Origin of the sequence: Candidatus Rhabdochlamydia sp. T3358, assembly GCF_901000775.1 — a bacterium.
In the GTDB taxonomy this organism is placed as follows: Bacteria; Chlamydiota; Chlamydiia; order Chlamydiales; family Rhabdochlamydiaceae; genus Rhabdochlamydia.
On sequence record NZ_CAAJGQ010000019.1, the window covers coordinates 1 to 20,601 of the forward strand.

At 35.3% G+C, this 20,601-nt stretch carries 22 protein-coding genes and 3 tRNA genes; 10 read left to right on the forward strand and 15 right to left on the reverse strand.

Features of this window, described 5'->3' with window-relative positions; genetic code table 11:
- Positions 1–171: 171 nt before the first annotated feature.
- Together RHTP_RS06400 and RHTP_RS06410 are read right to left on the reverse strand one after the other, a co-directional pair.
- Positions 172–1,047, reverse strand: a complete 876-nt coding sequence (locus RHTP_RS06400) for a hypothetical protein (protein ID WP_138107301.1) — start codon at positions 1,045–1,047, stop codon at positions 172–174.
- Positions 1,048–1,260: 213 nt separating this feature from the next.
- On the reverse strand, positions 1,261–2,292 hold the full coding sequence (locus RHTP_RS06410; RefSeq protein WP_138107302.1) for an IS630 family transposase: 1,032 nt from the start codon (positions 2,290–2,292) through the stop codon (positions 1,261–1,263).
- Between the two features lie 205 nt (positions 2,293–2,497).
- On the opposite strand from RHTP_RS06410, the gene RHTP_RS06415 reads away from it, so the two are divergent.
- Positions 2,498–2,716, forward strand: coding sequence for an integrase core domain-containing protein (locus RHTP_RS06415; protein ID WP_256360136.1), 219 nt, complete (start codon positions 2,498–2,500; stop codon positions 2,714–2,716).
- Positions 2,717–3,221: 505 nt separating this feature from the next.
- The gene (locus RHTP_RS06420; protein ID WP_138107304.1) at positions 3,222–4,127 is read left to right on the forward strand and encodes a CPBP family intramembrane glutamic endopeptidase; all 906 of its coding nucleotides are present in this window, start codon (positions 3,222–3,224) and stop codon (positions 4,125–4,127) included.
- Between the two features lie 19 nt (positions 4,128–4,146).
- Here RHTP_RS06420 and RHTP_RS06425 read toward each other — a convergent pair whose 3' ends face one another.
- Together RHTP_RS06425 and RHTP_RS06430 are read right to left on the reverse strand one after the other, a co-directional pair.
- Positions 4,147–4,440, reverse strand: a complete 294-nt coding sequence (locus RHTP_RS06425; RefSeq protein ID WP_138107305.1) for a hypothetical protein — start codon at positions 4,438–4,440, stop codon at positions 4,147–4,149.
- A gap of 27 nt (positions 4,441–4,467) precedes the next feature.
- Positions 4,468–4,800, reverse strand: coding sequence for a hypothetical protein (locus tag RHTP_RS06430; protein WP_138107306.1), 333 nt, complete (start codon positions 4,798–4,800; stop codon positions 4,468–4,470).
- Between the two features lie 147 nt (positions 4,801–4,947).
- On the opposite strand from RHTP_RS06430, the gene RHTP_RS06435 reads away from it, so the two are divergent.
- From RHTP_RS06435 to RHTP_RS06450, 4 genes are read left to right on the forward strand one after another with little or no spacing between them, the layout of a single operon-like run.
- Positions 4,948–6,126, forward strand: coding sequence for an MFS transporter (locus RHTP_RS06435; protein ID WP_138107307.1), 1,179 nt, complete (start codon positions 4,948–4,950; stop codon positions 6,124–6,126).
- 43 nt (positions 6,127–6,169) lie between these two features.
- Positions 6,170–6,697, forward strand: a complete 528-nt coding sequence (locus tag RHTP_RS06440; RefSeq protein ID WP_138107308.1) for a UvrB/UvrC motif-containing protein — start codon at positions 6,170–6,172, stop codon at positions 6,695–6,697.
- Positions 6,624–7,745, forward strand: coding sequence for a protein arginine kinase (locus RHTP_RS06445; protein ID WP_138107309.1), 1,122 nt, complete (start codon positions 6,624–6,626; stop codon positions 7,743–7,745). Before RHTP_RS06440 ends, RHTP_RS06445 begins: the two co-directional genes overlap by 74 nt.
- A gap of 3 nt (positions 7,746–7,748) precedes the next feature.
- Positions 7,749–9,083, forward strand: coding sequence for a bifunctional cytidylyltransferase/SDR family oxidoreductase (locus RHTP_RS06450; protein WP_138107310.1), 1,335 nt, complete (start codon positions 7,749–7,751; stop codon positions 9,081–9,083).
- On the opposite strand, the gene msrA (RHTP_RS06455) is transcribed toward RHTP_RS06450, so the two are convergent.
- Together msrA (RHTP_RS06455) and msrA (RHTP_RS06460) are read right to left on the reverse strand one after the other, a co-directional pair.
- Entirely contained in the window at positions 9,058–9,672 is a 615-nt protein-coding gene (msrA, locus tag RHTP_RS06455) for a peptide-methionine (S)-S-oxide reductase MsrA (RefSeq protein WP_138107311.1), read from the reverse strand. The two genes, RHTP_RS06450 and msrA (RHTP_RS06455), sit on opposite strands and share 26 nt — an antisense overlap.
- 118 nt (positions 9,673–9,790) lie before the next feature.
- Positions 9,791–10,339, reverse strand: coding sequence for a peptide-methionine (S)-S-oxide reductase MsrA (gene msrA, locus RHTP_RS06460; protein ID WP_171005766.1), 549 nt, complete (start codon positions 10,337–10,339; stop codon positions 9,791–9,793).
- 171 nt (positions 10,340–10,510) lie between these two features.
- Between msrA (RHTP_RS06460) and RHTP_RS06465 the strand changes: the two genes are divergently transcribed.
- Positions 10,511–11,122 (forward strand): hypothetical protein, encoded by a 612-nt coding sequence (locus tag RHTP_RS06465; RefSeq protein WP_138107313.1) that lies wholly within the window; start codon positions 10,511–10,513, stop codon positions 11,120–11,122.
- 28 nt (positions 11,123–11,150) lie between these two features.
- Complete coding sequence (locus RHTP_RS06470; protein ID WP_138107314.1) at positions 11,151–11,858, forward strand: tetratricopeptide repeat protein; 708 nt, start codon at positions 11,151–11,153, stop codon at positions 11,856–11,858.
- 9 nt (positions 11,859–11,867) lie between these two features.
- On the opposite strand, the gene RHTP_RS06475 is transcribed toward RHTP_RS06470, so the two are convergent.
- From RHTP_RS06475 to RHTP_RS06515, 9 genes are all read right to left on the reverse strand, one after another.
- Positions 11,868–12,317, reverse strand: coding sequence for a hypothetical protein (locus RHTP_RS06475; RefSeq protein ID WP_138107315.1), 450 nt, complete (start codon positions 12,315–12,317; stop codon positions 11,868–11,870).
- A gap of 19 nt (positions 12,318–12,336) precedes the next feature.
- Positions 12,337–12,789: an NUDIX hydrolase gene (locus tag RHTP_RS06480; RefSeq protein WP_171005767.1), complete on the reverse strand. Its 453-nt coding sequence runs from the start codon at positions 12,787–12,789 to the stop codon at positions 12,337–12,339.
- 81 nt (positions 12,790–12,870) lie between these two features.
- Positions 12,871–12,943: transfer RNA gene (locus tag RHTP_RS06485), tRNA-Lys, on the reverse strand.
- A 12-nt stretch (positions 12,944–12,955) separates the two neighbouring features.
- Positions 12,956–13,030 (reverse strand) — tRNA-Glu (locus RHTP_RS06490).
- A gap of 44 nt (positions 13,031–13,074) precedes the next feature.
- On the reverse strand, positions 13,075–13,629 hold the full coding sequence (gene frr, locus RHTP_RS06495; RefSeq protein WP_138107317.1) for a ribosome recycling factor: 555 nt from the start codon (positions 13,627–13,629) through the stop codon (positions 13,075–13,077).
- Positions 13,626–14,351 carry a UMP kinase gene (gene pyrH, locus RHTP_RS06500; protein ID WP_138107318.1) on the reverse strand — a complete coding sequence of 242 codons (726 nt, stop codon included), beginning with the start codon at positions 14,349–14,351 and terminating at the stop codon, positions 13,626–13,628. Before pyrH ends, frr begins: the two co-directional genes overlap by 4 nt.
- Positions 14,351–15,199 carry a translation elongation factor Ts gene (gene tsf / locus RHTP_RS06505; protein ID WP_138107319.1) on the reverse strand — a complete coding sequence of 283 codons (849 nt, stop codon included), beginning with the start codon at positions 15,197–15,199 and terminating at the stop codon, positions 14,351–14,353. The genes pyrH and tsf overlap by 1 nt, the downstream gene beginning before the upstream one ends.
- A gap of 5 nt (positions 15,200–15,204) precedes the next feature.
- On the reverse strand, positions 15,205–15,975 hold the full coding sequence (gene rpsB / locus RHTP_RS06510; protein WP_138107320.1) for a 30S ribosomal protein S2: 771 nt from the start codon (positions 15,973–15,975) through the stop codon (positions 15,205–15,207).
- 77 nt (positions 15,976–16,052) lie between these two features.
- Positions 16,053–16,123, reverse strand: a tRNA-Gly gene (locus RHTP_RS06515).
- 144 nt (positions 16,124–16,267) lie between these two features.
- Between RHTP_RS06515 and RHTP_RS06520 the strand changes: the two genes are divergently transcribed.
- Both RHTP_RS06520 and RHTP_RS06525 read left to right on the forward strand, forming a co-directional pair.
- A complete protein-coding gene (locus RHTP_RS06520; protein ID WP_138107321.1) occupies positions 16,268–19,600 on the forward strand; it encodes a penicillin-binding transpeptidase domain-containing protein in 3,333 nt (1,110 codons plus the stop codon).
- 208 nt (positions 19,601–19,808) lie between these two features.
- A complete protein-coding gene (locus tag RHTP_RS06525; protein WP_138107322.1) occupies positions 19,809–20,600 on the forward strand; it encodes an ABC transporter permease in 792 nt (263 codons plus the stop codon).
- Position 20,601 lies beyond the last annotated feature (1 nt).

A 20,601-nucleotide genomic window follows, 5' to 3' on the forward strand; every position in this document is an offset into this window, starting at 1 on the left:
GGCGCTAATTTTCTTCCATAATGATTGCGATTTACCCATTTTTCCATTTGGGGTTCGAGTATTTTAAACTGTTCTTCATTTAATCCTTGCTTGCTCATGTCATCTGTCTTTGGTTAAAAAATAAAAAGATCATGCATCATAGCAAAAATTAATATTCAATTCAAGATAGGTTCATAGAGCGATATTCGCATTGGGCTTAACCCATATTAAATAAGAGGCTACTGTATAAAATACCGTATTTTTTATGTTTGAGCTATCTTCTGTTGATGGGATTACGAGCTCTTCAATGTTAAAAATCTTAGTTAAAATTTGTTGTTTCAAAGATGAAAAAGAAGAAAGAAACATGTTAAATGGATGGCTCGGATCTTGTGTTAAACGAGTATTCTTTTCAATTCTATGAAGCACTTGAATGATGTGAGAGATAAATACAGGTTGCGTTAATACTAAAGGATTGGCATTGATAAAATTTTGCAAGGAATTAATAAAAGAATCAAAAGCCAAATTTTTTATAAATATTTGATGAAAATGTTCTGTAGGAATAGATGCTAAATCATGAATAAGAGATTTTATTTGAGCGTGGTTTAGTGGAGGATAGTTTGCATTACTGTAATCAATAGCAGAAGGAGCAATAAAATTAAGAGCAGGTATATTTCTAGCGATTGCTTTTCGAATTAGATGTATAAGATAAGCGAATGCAAAAGTATATAGAGTTACTATGGGAGTTTTTATAACCTTACTTTCTACTCCTCTAAAATATGGAATAAATTTATAGGACTTTATTGCCATATACAATGCTAAGGATAGATTATCAGGTAGAGTAACCTCTATAAAATATCTTCTCTTAGAAAAAGTTGGAAAAATATAAACATATATACGATGTACGATCCTAAGACAGGAATACTTTGAATGAGCCCATTGATTGATATTATGAGCGCGTATATAGCAAACTATTTTTCTACCACACCAAAACCCAATTATCTGAGTAATGCAAAAATCCTGGCCTCGAATTAATTCAGGAGTATCTATCCTAGATGAGGGATAACTCATGAGGATCTCAAGATTTTTTGATCACATATCTTTTTTAAATCAGGCTCTGAATAGTTATCTGCTAAACGGTTTACATCAGAACAAAGGCTTAAAGGAACATCCTCATCGCTAGTATAGATGTAATGCAGTAGATACAATACAGCTTGGTAATCGGTGTTTTGTAGTGTTTCTATATTTAGATCTTTGAGCGTAATATACTCTAGAGATTTAGAATTAAGGATTTACAATATGAAATTTTTTAGAGAGGAGACTTTTTAATTCCTCTTTGAAAGTGGAAATATTTTCAAAAAAACTAAGAGTTGCTTTCTTGAATTCTACGAATTTTTCATAATATTGATTATTTCGAACTTTGCGATTCATGAATCGCCAAAGTCGTTCAATCAGATTAAGATTTGGAGAATAAGGGGGTAAGAACTTGATTTCTATTCTAGAGTTGTTGAGATGCTCAGAAACCAGTTTTGACCTATAATAACTTGCATTATCACATATCGCTATAATGCGTTCTGCATGGGGATATTGCTCTTCTAATTTCTGAAATAAGCTAATGGTAGATTGCGCATTTATATAATCTGCAACAATGGTAGTCACTTCAAGGTTATTAGCATTTAGCCCACCATTAATATTTATTCGCTGGCGACCGCTATTGGCTTTTAATAATGCCTTTGCTCCTTTTTTAAACCATCCATAAGAAGGTTTAGAATTATGCTGAGGATGAACGCCATCTATGTAGATGATTTCATCTGATTCACAAAGATCCATTTCTAGGGTTTTGAGCTCTTTCAAAAAAAGTGCTTGATCTTCAGCATTTGCTTTTCCAGGAATCAACTTTGGTTTTTTATACTCAAAATTTAAGCGGTGTAATAAGGAAATCACTGCTGATAGAGTGTACCGAATGGCAAAATGTTTTTTTATGAAGTTCACGACTTGCCCAGCAGAGCTAGGAATCTCTTTGCTTACATAAGTCTTGAGCTGATCTAGCTGTTCTTGATTAAGTTTACAGGCTTTTCCTGTGTAATTTAGGTTGAGTAAGGCTTCTTTGCCTCCTTCTAGATAGGTTTTGTAGTAACGTCTTATCGTATCCTCATCTAGAAGCAATGCATATGCTACTTGTGCATATGACCATCCATCATCTAATAATAAAATAGATTTGATTCTATCGCATAACCTCTTATCTCGTTCCTGACGATGACGAGCCTTTAGGATGTCTTTTGCATTTTGTGTTAAAAAGCTTGATGTAGGTTGCATATGAGCAGGGATCTTAGCAGAAGATATGAGAAAATTTCAATGAATTGATTATCTGTAATGTCTTTTTTCTAATGCTGTTGAGTTTATGAGAAAATTTCAATGAATTGATTATCTGTAATGTCTTTTTTCTAATGCTGTTGAGTTTAACGGGCCTGAGTATACTTCAGAAGCTATTCGTAAATGGGCAAATGAGAAAGGAATCAACCTGGAGTATATTCCTCCGGGAAGACCAATGGAAAATGGGCACATTGAGAGCTTTAACGGAAAATTTCGAGAAGAGTGTTTAAACCAAAATGCCTTCAAAAATATGTCAGAAGCAAAAAAGATTGTTGAAGAATGGAGGGTTGATTATAACGAACTTCGTCCTCACAGTGCTTTAGGATATAAAACACCTATTGAATTTTTAAGGGAGCAAGTTTGTTAATGTGTTTGATAAAGAAATTTCTAATTTATCGAAATTATGAAGAATAAATTTAAAAACTAATAATTAGTCCATTTTAAAATGGGCGAAATTTGGGGGCAGGTCAGTATGGGTCTTTAAGGGATTGCTGGGCTAAGTCTGATTGAGGGGCTGGCAAAGCTGCTTGCTAGAAAACCCAAAACTGGGGTTATTAACATATTTGAATATAATTAAACAATTTAGCTAATGCCTAATCCATATCAAATAAATTTTATTTACCTGAGAAGATTTTCTGCTTATTTATTTTTTTCTTAAGCTTTATCGGCTTAGAAAAGAGCCCACTGGTTAGAAGAATTCATGGAACTCTTTTGAAACTGGGAATAAAAAAACTTTCTATAAAATGAAGCTCTCATAGAAGATATGCTGCTAATAGCCCTAGAATATTTAATAGAAATATAGGACTAGCCAGAAGGATGCTCTTCTAACAGCTGGTGGGCTTTGAAAGAACTCTTAAGAGGAGCTCAAGGTTATGCAAATTAGTTCTTTTAGTTATGAGATATTTATAGAGAACCCACTTTTTACCTTATGCTTTTTTACTCTAGGTATAAGTTTAATGAGTTTGTGGGTTTGTAAGAAATGGTTTTGGGCTATTTTTTTATTCATTGCCTATTTTTTGGCTTTATATACGCATATAGCAACAACTGCATCTTTAATTCCTATTATTCTATTAGGTGTCTGCCAATACGCTTTGAAAAAAACCACTAATCCTTCGATTCGTTTTTTACTGTTTGGTAGTGCTGTTTTTATTTCTATCTCTTTATTTATGCATTTTTTACCAGGCTTTGCTAATTGGAAAATTGTTTCTGATCTGACGATTGGCAAAAACTCTTATCCATTAACCCTCTGGTTAAATTTTGATAAGCCTTTTATTGGTCTTTTTGTGCTGGCTTACCTGGTGCCTTTAATTGAATCTAGAGAAAATTTTTGGGGATTGATAAAAAAAGTTACACCAGTATTAGTGCTTATGATTTTTAGTTTAGCGGCTGTTTCTTATTATTTAAAAGCTATTACCTTTGACCCTAAGCTACCTGCTGTTTTTTTGATTTGGGCTATTCAGAACTTAATTTTTGTCTCTATTCCAGAAGAAGCATTTTTTCGTGGGTTTTTCCAACAAGAATTAGATCAATCATTTGGATTAAAGCCATTAGGCACTGGTTGTAGTATTATCATTACCTCCATTTTATTTGCTCTTCTACACATTGGATGGTCTCCTAACTTCTCTGCGATAGCGCTTACTTTTTGTGCAAGCCTTTTCTATGGGGTGGTTTACCGTTGGACTCAAGCCATTGAAGCTAGTATTTTCTGTCATTTTGGCTTCAATACAGTTCATTTCCTGTTCTTCAGCTACCCTTTTGCAATACAGCCTGGACTTTAAAGACCAGGCTATTTTGAATTTATTTCAATTGCTCTACTGCACAATTTTCGATACTCATTGGTTCCATCAAATGCTGAACAGCTTTATCAGGCTCTAGCCCATTCTTTACTGCAGTAATGATAGAGTCTCTCTGTTCTTTTTGTAGATGAATAAATGTTTTACGATTTTCATCGCTTAATTTGGCAACAAATACTTTTTCATCAATAGATAGCTCGGACACTTCAATTGCTTTTTCAGCAATAGACTCAGCACATAAAGGAGAATAAATGGCCATTACGCTAGCTGCTAAAAGAAACAACATTTGTTTTTTCATAAATCACCTTATTTGGGTTTTTATTAATTATTCTTCTTTCTCGGAAACGGGTATGGAATCAAAGCCATCCTTACCTGTTTCTAGGTTATGGATCAAATTTCTTTGCTCTTGCATTTCCTGTTTTTTCAATCGATCTGCTTGGCGCTCTTCTTGCGCGGCGATCTTTTGCTTTTCTGCTCTTGCAGCTTCGTATTTTTTTTGACTTTCTTCTTCTTGTTTTTTTGCTAGTTCTTGTATATGGATACTTTGACCTTTAGCATCTAGTCTTGCAATAAGCATCTCTTTTGAAGAGACAGCTTCAAGCGAAGCATAAGATGTCACTAAACTAGCTATTAAAATAAAAATTTTTTGCTTTTTCATGACAATCCCCATTTTTTGTTTTATTAATTCTTATCTTTAAATAAATAAAACCTATAGATTCAGTTATTTTTTGTCTATTATGAATTAGCTATAGAGGAATATTACAACCCTGTTTTATGCTGCAAAAAACAAGGCTTTCTTCAGCTTATGAATTACCGCTTCAAACCAACTTTGTGTAGAAGCTTATGCCTCTTATGGTGTAGCCATTTAATTCTTGATTTCTTTACGGGCATTTGGCCTATCTATAAAACATTATTCCATATTGATTTGGCTAAAGCCGGTATTCTTGCAGGCATAAGCGGATTTATGGGAGAATCTTTGCAACTGGGTTTTGGATATATATCTGACCGAGGGCACCGCAAGGTAATCATGATGTTAGGACTTGGACTTGCTTCATCTATTCTATGGATGACATTTACCGACCATCTATTTTTTTCTTTTTGCCTACTGCTTTTGATGATGCTTGGTTCTTCTTCTTTTCATCCTGCTGCAGTTGGTTTTGCAAGTAAATTATCAGAGCATCATAAAGGACGTTATATTCTTTTATTCTCTTCTTCAGGAGCAATTGGCCTTGCTATTTCTCAACTCACTTTTACAAAAACAATTGCATTTTTTAATGGCCATGCTTTGATCTTTTACATTCCTGTTCTGATTTTATTGATCCTCTTACTTTTTTATCCTTTAGATGCAAAAACGGAAGCGATGCCTTTTTCTATTAAACAAGCTCTTCAGCTCTTTTTACAACACAAGCGACTATTACTGCCTTTATATTTGATCCAAATTGCTAATGTAACACTATCAGCAGCTTTTGTCTTTTTACTTCCCGACCTCATGCAAACAAAAGAATGTCATATTTGGCTATGTCAAGGAGGTGCACACTTTTGTTTTATCTTAGGTGGAGCTGTTTGTATGATTATTACGGGATATTTGTGTGATAGGTATAATTGCAAGTATGTACTTTTAACCGTAATCATAAGTGCGCTGTTTTTATTTTATAGCTTCTTATTGCAATCTTCTATTCCTCCTTGGAAAACAGTTATGTTTCTTACCTGTTTGGGTGGAATGATTGGAACAATGAATCCTTTAGTTGTATCATGGGCAAATCAATGCTTATCTGAACATCCAAGTACTATTTCTGCTTTATTAATGGGTTCTGCTTGGTGTATTGCGAATTTAGGCCCTACTTGGGCAGGGTTGATTTCCAAAACGGTTTCCGTTCAACCGATTATTTCTACATTATATATTATGAGTTCTTTAATGGTTGTTGCTTTCTTTCTAGTACTTATAACACCTCAAGGATCTACAGCAAAAACAATAGTTGACTAGCTTTACCTATCTTACCTAGAATCTAAAAAAAGGAATTAATTTGATGGCTGAAAGACCTATTGAATGCAGTCACTGCAAAAAACCTATTGCTGTAACCTATAAAGAAATACTTGATACTTCTGTTACATGTAATGAGATGTGTGCTACTTGTCCTATTTTAGAACAAAAGCTACATGGCTATTCAAGCAAGACAGCTTCCCATGAAAGCCATGCAGAAACGGGAATGTGCTGTGGAAACTGTCGCACTACCTTAGAGTCTATCAAAATGGGAAACCCTCTAGGATGCAGCGAATGTTATGCCGTTTTTGCAGACATCTTAGTTGCAGAATTAACTTCCATGGGAAAAATCCCTTTACAACTGTTAAAAGTAGCCAAAAATCGTAAAAATCAAACCTTGCACTTAGGAAAGTCTCCTAATAAATCAGCTAAAATCCCCTCTTCTAACCGCCTTGTTGCTTTAAACGAAGCACTAAACGATGCTTTGAAAAAAGAAAATTATGAACAAGCAGCCTGGCTTCGTGATCAAATTAATGACTTACTTGGGAAAAAAAACTCTGATGGAAAAATCTAGCTTACCAAATACTCTTCTTTCTCATACTCCTTGGGAAAATCAAATAAATGCAATCTGGCCTGCTACTTGTTTTTCTTTAAGTCGTAATCTAGCCAGCTATCATTTCCCTGCAAAAATGCTCGATGATGAGTTTGAAAGGGTCTATAGTATCTTATGTAATAATCTATCTTCTTATTTGCCTAAATCCATTGCATTAAAAAATACCCAGCTTTCCGCTCTTGACAAGGAATTTTTATTTGAACATTTTTTATGTCTGGAAAATCTGGCTAATACTCATTCTCATCAGGGATTTGTTCTTGATGAAATGGGGTTATTTTTTGCGCAAATCAATAAAGAGGATCATTTACATATATGCTGTATTGATTATCAAGGAGAATGGGAAACAGTCTGGAATCGACTCAATCAAATAGAGACAGATTTAAGTAAAACACTCGATTTTTCTTTTTCCCATAAATTTGGATTTTTAACTTCTTATCCTCAATATTCAGGAACGGCTCTTAGAGTACACGCTTATTTACATCTCCCAGCCATTATTCATTGCGGACAACTACAGGAAATACTTACTAAAAGCCAACAAGAAAATATATATGCTATAGGCATGTCAGGTACATTAGAAGAATTAATTGGCGATCTTATTATTTTAAGTAATGTCTATACATTAGGTGTAAATGAAGAAACCATTCTTGACTCTTTACATAAGACCATTATGAATTTTATGGCTTTAGAAAAGACGTTGCGCACGCACTTAAAAGAAAAAGGCAATCCAGAAATTAAGGATCAGATAAGTCGTGCTTACGGCCTTCTTTTACACTCTTACCAACTGCAGGAAAAAGAAGCATTAAATGCTTTAAGCTTAATTAAGCTTGGTTTAGAACTCAACTGGGTTAAAGGGGTTTCTGAAAAAACAATCAATGATCTATTATTTACATGTAGACGTGCCCATCTAACTTATATTTGTAATACAGCCCTTTTAGATCCTCAAGAAAGTGCTAGAAAACGCGCGGAATTCTTACATAAACAGCTGCAAGGAATAGCTTTAAATATTTAAACCATGATTGTAGCAATTCTTCTCATGGCTGGATCTGGAACCAGATTCGGCAGTCAAATCCCGAAACAATTTCATCGCTTATCTGGAAAAAAGATCTATCAACATACTTTAGATAAATTCTTAAATACCCAGCTTTTTTCTCGTATTATCTTGGTTTGCGCACCTGAATATATCAAACAAACCCAAAAAGAAACCTCTTTCAACGATCAGGTTTACGTAGTTGCAGGAGGACAAAGCCGCCAGGCGTCCTCTTTAAAAGGATTATTGGCTTGTCCTTCTCACACAGAAATTGTTGTGATTCACGACGCAGTCAGACCGTTTGTCAGTGAAGAAATATTACAAAAAAATATTTCCCTTGCTCGTTTACATAAAGCTGTTGATACTTGCATTGCCTCTGGTGATACCCTGGTTCATACAATAGATCTAAAGCAAATTCATTCAATTCCTCTTCGCAGTCAATACTTACGTGGACAAACTCCACAGAGTTTTTCCTACGCTCTTATTTTAGAAGCTCATTTAAATGCTACCCAAAAAAACAGTTCTGATGACTGCTCTCTTGTACTTGCTAATAAGCATCGAGTTTTTTTTACAGAAGGAAGCGAGTACAATATTAAAATTACAACAGAGTTGGACCTATTTCTAGCAGAGCAAATTTTTCGTCTACAGTATTCTGATACAGCGCCTAGTACAAAAACATTAAAAAATAAACGTTATATTATTACAGGAGGATCTGGAGGAATCGGACAGGCAATTATTAAAAGCTTAGAAAAAGAAGGTGCAAAAGCAATCGATATATCTCGGTCTTCTAAAAACTATCCTGCTAATTTATGTTGCCATACCGATGTAGAAAAAGTATTTGCAGATATCTTTAACAAGTTTGGCCCTGTAGATGGGTTAATTAATAGCATTGGGTTTCTTATAAAAAAACCTTTTATATGTCTTTCAGAACAAGAAATCCAAGAGATTGTTGCAGCCAATTTAACCAGTGTGCTTTTCTGTTGCAAATGTGCCCTTATAAAAACACAAGGCCATATTCTCAATATAGCCTCTTCTAGCTACTCTCGCGGTAGAAAAGACTATACCATTTATGCTAGCTGTAAAGCCGCTGTCGTTAATTTCACACAAGGGCTTGCAGAAGAGTACCCCCATCTTTACATCAATGCGCTTGCTCCACAAAGAACAGCTACAGCTATGCGTCATCGAGAATTTCCTGATGAGGATCCTTCTACTCTACTTTCTACAGAAGAAGTAGCACAATCAATTCTTAACTGCCTTAAATCCTCTATTACAGGTAGCCTTATCGAAGTAAAATTTAAGCCGCACCCCAAAGAACTTTAAGCTGCTTATCTCTTCCGCATCTATAACGGTAAAACCTATAGCGTATAGAATGTGTTTTAGAATAATTTTGATGATATTCTTCTGCTGCATAAAAAGTGGCTTCTGGCAAAATTTGTACTAAAACCTGAGGAAATCGTTTTGACTGAACAAGAGCTTGCTTTGATCTCTCAGCAGCCTGTTTTTGGCTTAAATTATAATAAAAAATAACAGGTCTATATTGAGGTCCCAAATCACAGAATTGCCCATCATCTCTTGTAGGATCAATCATTTTCCAATAAGCATCTAAAAGTTCTTCATAACTAATTCTTTGTGGGTTATAAACCACTTGCACAGCTTCTAGATGGCCTGTGGACCCAGAAGAGACTTGCTCGTAGGTAGGGTCTAATTTATGCCCTCCTGTATAGCCTACCGTTGTAGACACTACCCCCTCAATTTGATTAAAGTCATGTTGCACACACCAAAAACAACCTCCCGCAAAAGTTGCTATTTCAAGCTTCTTATCCGTTGCTTGTCCACAAGCAGGAAGTAAATAGCAGAAAAAAGCAAAACTTAAAATTTTCCAAATCCAGCGTATTTCCTTTTTTGGCATACATCACCCTATTGTAAATTCCTTAGGTTAGAATATGGCTTTTTCTTTAAAAAAATATATATAATATTTTTATGAATTATTTTTAGTTTAGCACATAATGCATCAAAAAAGAGAACGTCTACTCACATCGATCTAGATAATTTTGATGATAATCTTCCGCTACATAAAAAATGGCTTCTGGCAAAATTTGCACCAAAACCTGTGGGAATTGTTTTGACTGAATAAGTGCTTGTTTTGATCTTTCAGCAGTCTCTTTTTGATCTAAATTATGATAAAAAATAGCAGGTCTGTATTGAGGGCCAGAATCTTCAAACTGTCCGTCATCTCTTGTAGGATCAATCATTTTCCAATAGGCTTCTAAAAGTTCCTCATAGCTGATTTTTTGTGAATGATAAACCACTTGTACCGCTTCAAAATGTCCTGTTTTTTGACAGCAAACCTCTTCATAACAAGGGTCTAATTTATCTCCACCTGTATATCCTACCTTTGTTGACACCACTCCATCAATCTGATTAAAATTATGTTGCACAAGCCAAAAACATCCTCCAGCAAAGGTTGCTATTTCGAAGTTTTTGTCCATTGCTTCCTGCCCATGAACAGGCACTAAACAACAGAAAAAAGCAAAATTTAAAATCTTCCAAACCCAATGTATTTTCTTTTTTAACATAACAACCTCTGTGTGTATTTTTCGGATAATCTTATTCATTTATTTTTTAAAAAAATACATAAAATTTTATGCATGGAATAAACGCTGGTTGATTTCTTTGATGTTGCTCTAAAAAATTTTACAGTGCTACTCTACAGGGAAAAATTCATTTGGGATTAAAAGAAATACAGCATGTTCCTCTATTTAAGAAAAATTGCTTTTGCTTTTATTCTTCTAACTCTTTCTATTGAAGCTGAGCAAAAAGACCTTTCTATAAAGGATAAAAAACTGCTTTATGGAGTATACGATTTACAAGATAGATATGATGCTTTTAAAAACACTCCTTTAAAGGGATTTAAAACATTTGTAATGTTTGTAAGCCTCAATGAGGTAAATAAAGCTTTATCTGATAAAATAAACCATCTAGTTCAAAAAAATTTGAGAAAATATGGAACAGTAAACTTAAAAACCCTCTCTGCAGATAAAAACCAAGGTATTGATCTTAGTGGATTTAGTACAGGGCCCACTTTAATCTATGCCATTAGAAATCTATCTTCTCCGGATAGAAAAAATCTAGGAATTACTCGTGCTTCTTTAAATTTAAGCACATCAGCCACCATTACCAAAACCAATGAAACCGATTTTTTTTACGTCTGGACAGCAAATTGTTTTCTTCCAGGCTCTATAGAAAAAAACACAGAAAAAGTAGTTTTAGAGTCTTTGAATGTCCTGTTTGAAACATTTCAAACTTGCTATTCTTCTGTAAACTCTGAAAAGCCCATATTTAACCTATATTTGCAATAAAACTTAAAATCTGAGGTAAAGCTCTTTTATGAAAGCTCCAAAATGTTTCTTGATCTTTCTTCTATCGGTTCTATGGCAACTGAGCTACGCTCAAAATCCCCCTGATTTTCATTCGGTTCAAGAGGTGCTTGATTTTGAGACAGCACAAATTGCCGATCTTGGCTCTGCTGATTCCTATATTAATCGCGCAGAGAGTTATCTGTTATGTCAAAATTATGATCTTGCATTAAGTGATCTAGAAGTCGGTTATCAGCTTTCACAAGATATAGAAGATCATCCTACTTTGTATTTTCGCTCTCTTTTTGGATTGGCTATTGTTTATGCCAATATCGATCAATTAGAGAAATTTAATGCAGTTGTAAGTTCCATAGAAGCCTTCTTAGACGCTCATAAATGCACTGGGTGCTCAGAAAAGCAGCATTCAGTAGAGCTTTGTTCTTATGTAAAACTTCTAGTTTCCGATGACCCCGAACCAGAACGTATCTCTGTAGAAGCCTGTATAGAAAAAGCAAATAATACAGCTAGATACGCCAGAATTCTTATTGATAAATCGCATCCTGCTGCTCGGTTTGTCTTGAATGCACTAGTAAATCGACTAACAAATAAGGCAATCAAGTGCTGCATTGCAGGAGGACTATGGAGAGGATGCATTCAACCTCTTGCCACTAAATGGCACGAATGGAATGAAAAGTGGAAAATATTTGATAGGCTTCCTACCCTGCATCGATCGAAATAGAGTATCTTTTCAAGCATTTATTGCTAAATCTTCGAATTGCAGATAGCTTAAGCACCTTCTATAAGCATTTAGTCCCCCATTCTGATCCAACATATTTGCTAGATAGATAAGTAAAGACTGCTGAAATTTAGGATTATCGAAAACTTCTGTCTTGAGAAAACTGTTGATTTTTTTTAATTCCCAATCGACCACCGTTTGTAGGGCTCTTTCTTCTCTTAAGGTATAAAGCAACATAAAGGCATGAAATAGATCTTCTATTAAAACAACACATGGTTTTATGGTGTTTTCAAATGTCTGTTTATAAGAAGGGATAGCTATGATTTCTTCTACCGTCTTATCAATAGATATCATGATCTCTTCGACATATTCTGCAATCAGAGAAGCATCCGTAGATTCTTCTTGTAGGCAAGAAAAAGCGATAGAACTACTAATTAGGAAGGCAGCAAAGAATTTAAGCATAAAAACCCACTATGAGAAATCAGCAATCTTTTTTAAAATCTTTTTCAAACATCGCTATAAGCTCTTGACCGGTTTCAATTAAAGGAAGCTTCTTAGCTTCCGATAAAGATAACCAACGGTACTTACTATGCTCGGTTAGATTTAAGTTAATACAAAAATTCTTTTGGTTAAGATCTGCATGAAAAAGATGCAGTGTATATTCCATATGAGGAGCACGAACAAATAAGCTTTTCCAAAAAAAGCTATGTTCCTTTATGAGCGTAATTCCTACTTCTTCATATACTTCTCGATAAATTGCTTTGTGCAAAGTTTCTTCTTGTTCTACCTTGCCTCCAGGTAAACACCAAGTATCTCCTTGCAACTTATTTGGCTGGCGTAAAAGAAAAAGAAAGCGTTCTTGCCAATGACAAAAACAAGCAACTACCTCAACAGCGGGAAGAAAACTTTCAGGGGGGAAAGTTGAAATGTACATATCTATTTTCCTTAAGCAATCAAAGCTTAAGGTTATTATGTTTTGAATAAAGATGCTAGAAATTGCCTTAAAAAGAGCAATTGAGACTTGTTGGATTTGAACCAACGACCCTCTCATTAAAAGTGAGATGCTCTACCAGCTGAGCTAAAGTCTCAAATAAAACTGTTGACCCCAAGGGGATTCGAACCCCTGTTACCAGGATGAAAACCTGATGTCCTAGACCGGGCTAGACGATGGGGCCAAGAAAAGCAGTTATTGTACTAACCGCATTTATTTCTTGCAATATTAAACTGTCATCAATTCTTGCTTTTTAGATTTAGCTATGTTTTCAATTTCTTTACAGAAGGTATCTGTGTGTTTTTGTATTTCTTTTTCATCTTTTTTCATTTGATCTTCGGTAATTAACCCTTCTGCTTTTTGTTTTCGAGCAGATTCATTACCGCTTTGTCTAATACCACGAATAGCAATTTTCTGCTCTTCAGTTTTTGTATCAACCTGCTTAGCAAGCTTTTCACGCATTGAACCATCCATGGGGGGAATATTAATTCGAATCTGTCCCCCTTCTATAACAGGTCTTAAATTCAAAGAATGATCTTTTTCAATTCCTTTTGCAATAGATTGCAGCATTTGTGGATCAAAAGGAGAAATCAGGATTTGTCTACTTTCTGGAGTTGTAATAGAAGCTAACTCTTTAATGCGCATTTTTGAACCATAGGCTTCTACAAAAACACCATCTAACATAGCAGGATTTGCGCGATTAGAACGCAGGCTTTTTAAGTCATCTTTAAAGTGCTCTAATGAGGCTTTCATTTTTGATTCAGTCTGCTTAACTACACTCATGACTTGTCTCCTGTTACTAATGTACCTAAAGATTCGCCACACACAATATTTAGTAGGGCGGTTGGATCAAATAAATCAAATACGCAAATAGGGATTTTATTTTCAGCACATAACGCAATTGCTGTAGAATCCATCACTTTTAAATTCTTTGCCAAAACTTCTGCATACGTTAATCGATTGAATTTTTTGGCTTTAGTGCTTTTTTTAGGATCACAGTCATAAATTCCATCAACCTTTGTTGCTTTAAGCAAAATCTCTGACTTCATTTCAATAGCGCGCAAAGCAGCTGCAGAATCTGTAGTAAAATAAGGATTGCCTGTTCCTCCAACAAAAATTACCGGTACGTCACTCTCTAAATAAGCCAAAGCTTGTTTCCAATTATATTTTTCAACAATAACATCTGTATTAAGAGCACTCATAACATGAGTATCAATTCCGATACTCTTTAAAGATTGTTGCAGAACCAGTCCGTTGATTGTAGTAGATAACATTCCAATGTGATCAGCTGGGGTCCTTTCAAAATTAAAGGCTTTAGCCTGAGCTCCTCGGAATATGTTGCCTCCACCAATCACGATCCCCAATTGCACTTTGAGGTCACAAACTTGTTTAATCATTTGTGCAATCCGAGAAGATGCTGCCGGTTCAACACCGAAAGCTTGCCCACCCATCAGAGCTTCTCCTGATAATTTAAGTAGAACTCTTTTGTAAGCGGGCCTATGCATTAGCTTCCTACTTTCCAGCGATAAAATGCTTGAATCTTCATAGGATGCTTGCCTTCTTTATTCTCTTTATCGAGTAACATAGCTATTGTCATGGAGTTGTCTTTAACATACTTTTGACGAGTTAAGCACATCTCCATATAATATGCTTCCAATTTTCCTTCGACAATTTTATCAATAATGTGAGGAGGCTTGTTTTGCACTTGACTACGAGCTATCTCTTCTTCTTTTGCTTTAACTTCAGCTGGTACTTCTTCAGGTGATAAATATTCAGGAGACTCTGCTGCTACGTGCATAGCAATATCACGAGCTAGACTTTCATGTCCCTTTCCTCCTGTAAGCACAACTATGGAGACAATCTTCCCCCCCATATGGCTATAGAATCCTATGGAAACATCTGAGGATTTTGGAATAATCAACAATCGTTTTACTTGGATATTTTCTCCTAAGCTCTGCACTATTAAAGATCTATATTGGTCTAGAGTAATCGAAGGGTCTTTTACATAAGATAACTGCATCAACTCTGCTACAGAAGCTGGTTTTTGTAGAATCGCTTGATGTATTAACTCTTGAACAAATTGCTTAAACTTTGCATTTTGCGCAACAAAATCTGTTTCAGCATTTACCTCAACCAAAACTAACGCGCTTTCTTCTTCATCAACTCCAATTAAGCCCTCGTTTGCATCGCGACCTTCTTTTTTGACAGCAGAAGTCATGCCCGCTTTACGCAAGAATTCAATAGCTTTATCCATATCGCCATTGGCACTCTCAAGCGCCTCTTTGCATTTGCTCATACTCACACCTGTACGATCACGCAATTGTTTTACCAATTCAGCAGCTATCTTACTCATAGTGATTACTTAGCTCCTTCTTGCTCTTCTTTAGAAGAACTTTCTTCTTCTAAGTCTTCTTTAGCTGTAGTGAGTTTTAATTCTTGTTTGCGTTGCAAAATAGCTTGTGTTAATGCTTCTAAAATGAGTTTAATGCTTTTTAAAGCATCGTCGTTACAAGCAATAATATAATCAATGGGATCTGGGTTACAGTTTGTATCTACTAAAGCCATAACTGGAACGCCTAATTTTTTAGCCTCTGCTACTGCAATATGCTCACGACTTGGATCTACTACGATTAATAACCCAGGAGGTTTTCTCATAGAACGAACTCCGGAAAAATTCCGATCCAGCTTAATCTGGTCTTTCGTTAATAAGGAAAGTTCTTTTTTGGTCAGATCATCTGCATTAAGTGCAATTTTTTTCTCAATGCGCTCTAGTTTCTTAATAGATTGACGGATAGTTGTTAAATTGGTCAGAGTTCCGCCTAGCCAACGCTCACAAACATAAAACTCTCCGCACTGTTTTGCACATTCACGAACAAGGCCTTTAGCTTGCTTTTTTGTGCCTACAAACAAGATGGACTTGCGTTTGCTTACCGTATTCATAACAACTTGAATCGCATTGCGAATCTGTTGCAACGTTTTAGAAAGATCTATGATATAGATCCCATTTCTCTCCTCAAAGATAAATCTCTTCATCTTCGGATTCCAACGATGTCTCTGGTGCCCAAAATGAGCGCCGCTTTCTAGAAGTGTTTTAATAGTAACTTCTTTATATTGTTCTTGCTGTTCCAAGCTTTGTCCCTTGTGTGACGACGGCATTCTTTTAAAGAATTTCAGTCTTGGTTAAAATTTAAATTTAAAAATAGGAAAGCGCCTGATCAGAATCGAACTGACACAAGTAGCTTGGAAGGCTACTGTTCTACCATTGAACTACAGGCGCTTAAAGTTTACGGCTGTAATTCTCCCTCGAAGTCTTTTTTTTTTCAACTAAAAGTTGAAGATCATAAAAAAATGTATCCTTTTCTTTGCGACAAGTCTTAAGATTGAGTATGATTCAAGCCAGCATAAGAGTTAGAGTAATTTTATGTATACAATACCGGAAAAAGTCAACCGTATTTTAAATATAATTCTTTTAGCTCTATTTCTGATCTTCATTAGGGTCTGGTACTTAGCTATTATTCAGCATGAGGAAAAAAAGTTAGAAGCGCTTAAACCCAAACAAAAACTTGTCATTAAAAGAGTTGAGCGCGCTACTATTCGAGATCGATTCAATATTCCTCTAGCAGCTAATAAAATCCAATACTATGCCTCTATTCGCTATGCCGATATTCGTCAAATTCCTCGTTTTAAATGGGAGAAAAACGAGGAAGGTAAGCTAGTTCGTGTGTATAAACGGCTATTATTTATTAAAGAACTTTCTTTACTTCTGGCAAAAGAGCTGCAAATGGATGCTGTGCAAATTGAAGACATTATCCATGGAAAGGCTTCTCTTTTTCCACATACCCCATTCGTTATTAAAAAAAATATTTCAGAACAAGAATACTACCGGCTTAAACTTTTAGAGAAAGACTGGGCTGGTATCTATGCAGAAAAAAGATCAAAGAGGTTTTATCCCCATGGTAAAACCGCTTGCGATGTCATTGGCTATATGAGCGCAATTAATCAAAAAGAATATTATCATATAGCGGAAGAATTAAAATATTTAAAAGAATATCTCTTCTTAAGAGAATCAGATGAAATTTGCATCCTTCCTAAAGGATTTACTAATCCTTTGCAAGTTCGAGAACGATTGCAAATCCTTCAGGAAAAAGCGTATACAATTAATGATTTAATAGGAAAAACAGGAATAGAGGCTATGTATGACGCCGAACTAAGAGGTTACATTGGAGAAAAAACCTATGAAGTTGACACTAAAGGAAACCTATTACGCTCTCTTCCTAACGGCAGAGAAGCTACCCCAGGGCAAAGAATTATATTAACAATATCTCAAGAGCTGCAACAATTTGCAGAAAGTTTATTAACCATTTATGAAAAAGAGCGCGATTTAACACAAGAGATCACCCTGCAATATCCGTGGATTAAAGGAGGAGCGATTGTAGCTATTGAACCAAACACAGGAGAGCTTTTGGCTTTTGCTTCTTATCCTAGGTTTGATCCCAATGACTTTGTTAACGGTTCATCTACTGTTTTAAAATGGTTAGAAAATGAAAGACTAATTGCTGATATATGGGATGGTTGTCAAGATTTGGAAAGAGAAAGAATAGACCCGCTTACTCATCGGTTTTACCAAGAAAAATTACATCTTTGCCTGGATCACTATATAGATGCACTTCTAGCTCCCAAAAGCGAAATTAAAAGTTGCTTTAGTCGAATTGATAGTTTACACGCAGCATGTACTCTTCAAAAAACGGCTAAACAATTATTAGAGTTATCGCAACAAACAAGCTATCCTCATTTGCTTGCAACATTATACAATGCAACACCTCATAGAGCTTCTAGATTCCCATTTGATGAAAAAATAAAAATCCAAAAACATCTTTTCCCACAGCAACTTAAAACAGTATTAGATTCTTTTTTACTAGAGATAAAACACAACGATGACAAACTTCTTCTATTAGATTTATATCGTTTATTGGTCAATGAAGAAGCCTTTTCTCCTGAATTATTACAAGTCATTGGCCATCTTAAAGTATCGGATTATTATACCCTGAACCAGCTCTCTTCTCAAATTCAGCATTTTTTGCTATCACAAGCTAAACAATGGTTTCATGAGTTAGGTTTTTCCTCTTGGCGCGAGCAACACTTTGCTAGTTTTATGAAACAAAAAAGACAAGAGGAAAAAAGCCAAAAAAAATGGGCAAAGCCTTATACGGAATACTTAGACTTAGCAGAAAAAAATCTCTTTTCTATCTTTTGGGAAAAAAACCATTTTTCCCTTTTTCAAAGTTTTATTCTTGAATCCATAGAAACAACAGATGCTTACCTAATTCCTTACTTAGAGCGCGCAATTAAAGAGAGAGAGAAGAACCCTCTTATGCAAAAATGTAGGGAGGAACTCAAAAAATCTCTTTCTTCCTTACCTTCTAACTTGCAATCTGAATTTTTGAGAACAATGCGCTGTTTTAATGAGCTCAATCGTCCTCTATTAGGACGCTATAGAGGACTTAAGACAAGTAATAAACAACAATTAGAAAAACACTTAGCTGCAGCTTTTTACCCTACTACTGGCTATGGGTATGGGAAATCCTATGCTTACCGTCAAGCAACCCCACTTGGCTCCGTGTTCAAATTACTCGTTGCCTATCAAACTTTAATGGAGCGTTTAGAACAGGGTAAAGATCTAAATCCTCTTACTTTAACCGATCAAATTGAGTGGCATGCCAATCCCAATAGCAATGAACAAATCTTAGGTTACACACAAGAAGGGCTGCCTATTACTCGTTTATACAAACAAGGCAGACTTGCACGCAGTAGTAATCCCAATATAGGAAAAACAGATTTATTAAGAGCAATTGAAAGCTCCAGCAACATTTATTTTTCCTTACTAGCAAGCGAACATATTCAAGATCCAGAAACGCTTATCCAGACTTCAAAAAATTTTCTATTTGGAGAGAAAACAGGAATTGAGCTACCGGGAGAATTTTCTGGGCAACTACCCAATGATCTTTCATTCAATCGCACAGGACTGTATGCCTTTGCAATTGGACAACACTCTTTAACAGTAACTCCCTTGCAAACAGCTGTTATGCTTTCTACAATCGCCAATAAAGGCTGCGTTCTCAAACCTAAAATCGTGCAATTAATAGCAGGTCAAGAACGCTTGCGCGAATATAGTGATCCTTTTTCTACTCAACAATTTCCCTTTCAAGAACATTTAAAATTGATCGGCATTCATTTTCCTTTATTCACCTCTTGTTTAAAAGAACAACAAGAGCCGCATATTTGGGTAAATAGCACATCTGTTAAACAACACATTTCTCTGCCAGACCCAGTACGAAACATGCTTCTTGAAGGGATGTATAAAGTGGTTAACGGAGAAAAAGGCAATGCTAGGCCCTCTATTATTCGCAGCCTTAATCGCCATCCTGAGTGGAAAAAAAACTACTTAGAGTTGCAAGGAGGCCAACTTATTGGAAAAACCGGCACTGCAGAAATTCTTTATAAAGCTACCATCGATGCAGAAACCTCTGCTTTCAAAGTAGACCATAGCTGGTTCGCTGGCATCTCTTTTCTCCCAAAGCATCAAAAAATGAAAGATAGAGCAGAACTTGTCATTATAGTGTATTTACCATTTAGTAAATCCGGTGGTAAAGAAGCGGCTCCCATTGCTGCAGAAATGGTTAAAAAATGGCGAGAAATTCAAAAAAGTCATGGCTGTTCACAAAATTTCATACAAAAAGAATCGCTTCTCAAGTAACTAGTCATCATTTCTCCTATCGATTCAAGAGACTAGTACTAAAAACATGTATTATTCTACATATTTCCTCTTTCTCTATTGACTTTTTTAAAAAAATTTTAATATATTATAACTTAAATTTTATGAAAAAGAGTTTATAAATATAGCCTTTATTCAGCCTAATGGCAAATTTCGTTTAAACATTTTCCAAGTTGTAAGAGTAGTGCAAATGAAATACTTAGATATAGCCATGTTAGATTTGAAAAAAGCTAGCCTTCAATATAGCATCTGGCTTCACTTAGGATTATTAGAAGTCAAACAGCGCTATCGACGCTCTGTTCTTGGCCCCTGGTGGATTAGCATCAGCATGTTAATCTTCATTGTTGCTATGGGAAAAATTTTTAGTCAATTGCTCAATCAAAGCCTAGCTGATTATATTCCTTTTTTTACAACAGGTTTTTTACTGTGGTCTTTTATTTCAAGCAGTATTAATGAATCAACAGACCTATTTAGATCTAATAGCGGATATATTAAACAAATACAATTACCCTATAGTTTATATGTTTTGAAATTTTTAAGTAGAAATCTGATTATTTTAGCTCATAATTTAATCGTTTATTGTCTGGTTATGTGGTTTTTTAAAATCAACCCTGGATGGAATATTCTATGGGTGATTCCTGGGATGCTCCTACTAACTATTAACCTGTATTGGATATGCTTGCTTGTAGCTTTGATTAGCACGCGTTATCGAGATATGACGCAAATCATTAGCAGTTGCATACAGATCCTTTTTTTTATCACTCCTATTACATGGATGCCTAAATTATTGGGACAAGATTCTCTCATAGTAAAGCTCAATCCCTTTGTTTATTTCATTGAGCTTATACGCCAACCTCTTTTAGGCATAAATCCCACTGTCCATGTTTGGCTAATCAATATGACCATAGCTCTCATTGGTATACTATTTAGTCTAAACCTTTTTGGACGCGTAAGATCTCGTATATCATTTTGGGTTGATTAAA

Excerpts from the sequence above, each read along its gene's own strand:
- RHTP_RS06445 (WP_138107309.1), top strand. The coding sequence starts at position 6,624 with ATGAACAAGCAGCCTGGCTTCGTGATCAAATTAATGACTTACTTGGGA.
- RHTP_RS06465 (WP_138107313.1), top strand. The coding sequence starts at position 10,511 with ATGTTCCTCTATTTAAGAAAAATTGCTTTTGCTTTTATTCTTCTAACT.
- msrA (WP_138107311.1), bottom strand. The coding sequence starts at position 9,672 with ATGCCAAAAAAGGAAATACGCTGGATTTGGAAAATTTTAAGTTTTGCT.
- RHTP_RS06410 (WP_138107302.1), bottom strand. The coding sequence starts at position 2,292 with ATGCAACCTACATCAAGCTTTTTAACACAAAATGCAAAAGACATCCTA.
- RHTP_RS06480 (WP_171005767.1), bottom strand. The coding sequence starts at position 12,789 with ATGTACATTTCAACTTTCCCCCCTGAAAGTTTTCTTCCCGCTGTTGAG.
- RHTP_RS06520 (WP_138107321.1), top strand. The coding sequence starts at position 16,268 with ATGTATACAATACCGGAAAAAGTCAACCGTATTTTAAATATAATTCTT.
- RHTP_RS06470 (WP_138107314.1), top strand. The coding sequence starts at position 11,151 with ATGAAAGCTCCAAAATGTTTCTTGATCTTTCTTCTATCGGTTCTATGG.
- RHTP_RS06420 (WP_138107304.1), top strand. The coding sequence starts at position 3,222 with ATGCAAATTAGTTCTTTTAGTTATGAGATATTTATAGAGAACCCACTT.
- RHTP_RS06430 (WP_138107306.1), bottom strand. The coding sequence starts at position 4,800 with ATGAAAAAGCAAAAAATTTTTATTTTAATAGCTAGTTTAGTGACATCT.
- RHTP_RS06400 (WP_138107301.1), bottom strand. The coding sequence starts at position 1,047 with ATGAGTTATCCCTCATCTAGGATAGATACTCCTGAATTAATTCGAGGC.
- RHTP_RS06425 (WP_138107305.1), bottom strand. The coding sequence starts at position 4,440 with ATGAAAAAACAAATGTTGTTTCTTTTAGCAGCTAGCGTAATGGCCATT.
- RHTP_RS06525 (WP_138107322.1), top strand. The coding sequence starts at position 19,809 with ATGAAATACTTAGATATAGCCATGTTAGATTTGAAAAAAGCTAGCCTT.
- msrA (WP_171005766.1), bottom strand. The coding sequence starts at position 10,339 with ATGTTAAAAAAGAAAATACATTGGGTTTGGAAGATTTTAAATTTTGCT.
- RHTP_RS06435 (WP_138107307.1), top strand. The coding sequence starts at position 4,948 with ATGAATTACCGCTTCAAACCAACTTTGTGTAGAAGCTTATGCCTCTTA.
- RHTP_RS06475 (WP_138107315.1), bottom strand. The coding sequence starts at position 12,317 with ATGCTTAAATTCTTTGCTGCCTTCCTAATTAGTAGTTCTATCGCTTTT.
- tsf (WP_138107319.1), bottom strand. The coding sequence starts at position 15,199 with ATGAGTAAGATAGCTGCTGAATTGGTAAAACAATTGCGTGATCGTACA.
- RHTP_RS06440 (WP_138107308.1), top strand. The coding sequence starts at position 6,170 with ATGGCTGAAAGACCTATTGAATGCAGTCACTGCAAAAAACCTATTGCT.
- RHTP_RS06450 (WP_138107310.1), top strand. The coding sequence starts at position 7,749 with ATGATTGTAGCAATTCTTCTCATGGCTGGATCTGGAACCAGATTCGGC.
- pyrH (WP_138107318.1), bottom strand. The coding sequence starts at position 14,351 with ATGCATAGGCCCGCTTACAAAAGAGTTCTACTTAAATTATCAGGAGAA.
- frr (WP_138107317.1), bottom strand. The coding sequence starts at position 13,629 with ATGAGTGTAGTTAAGCAGACTGAATCAAAAATGAAAGCCTCATTAGAG.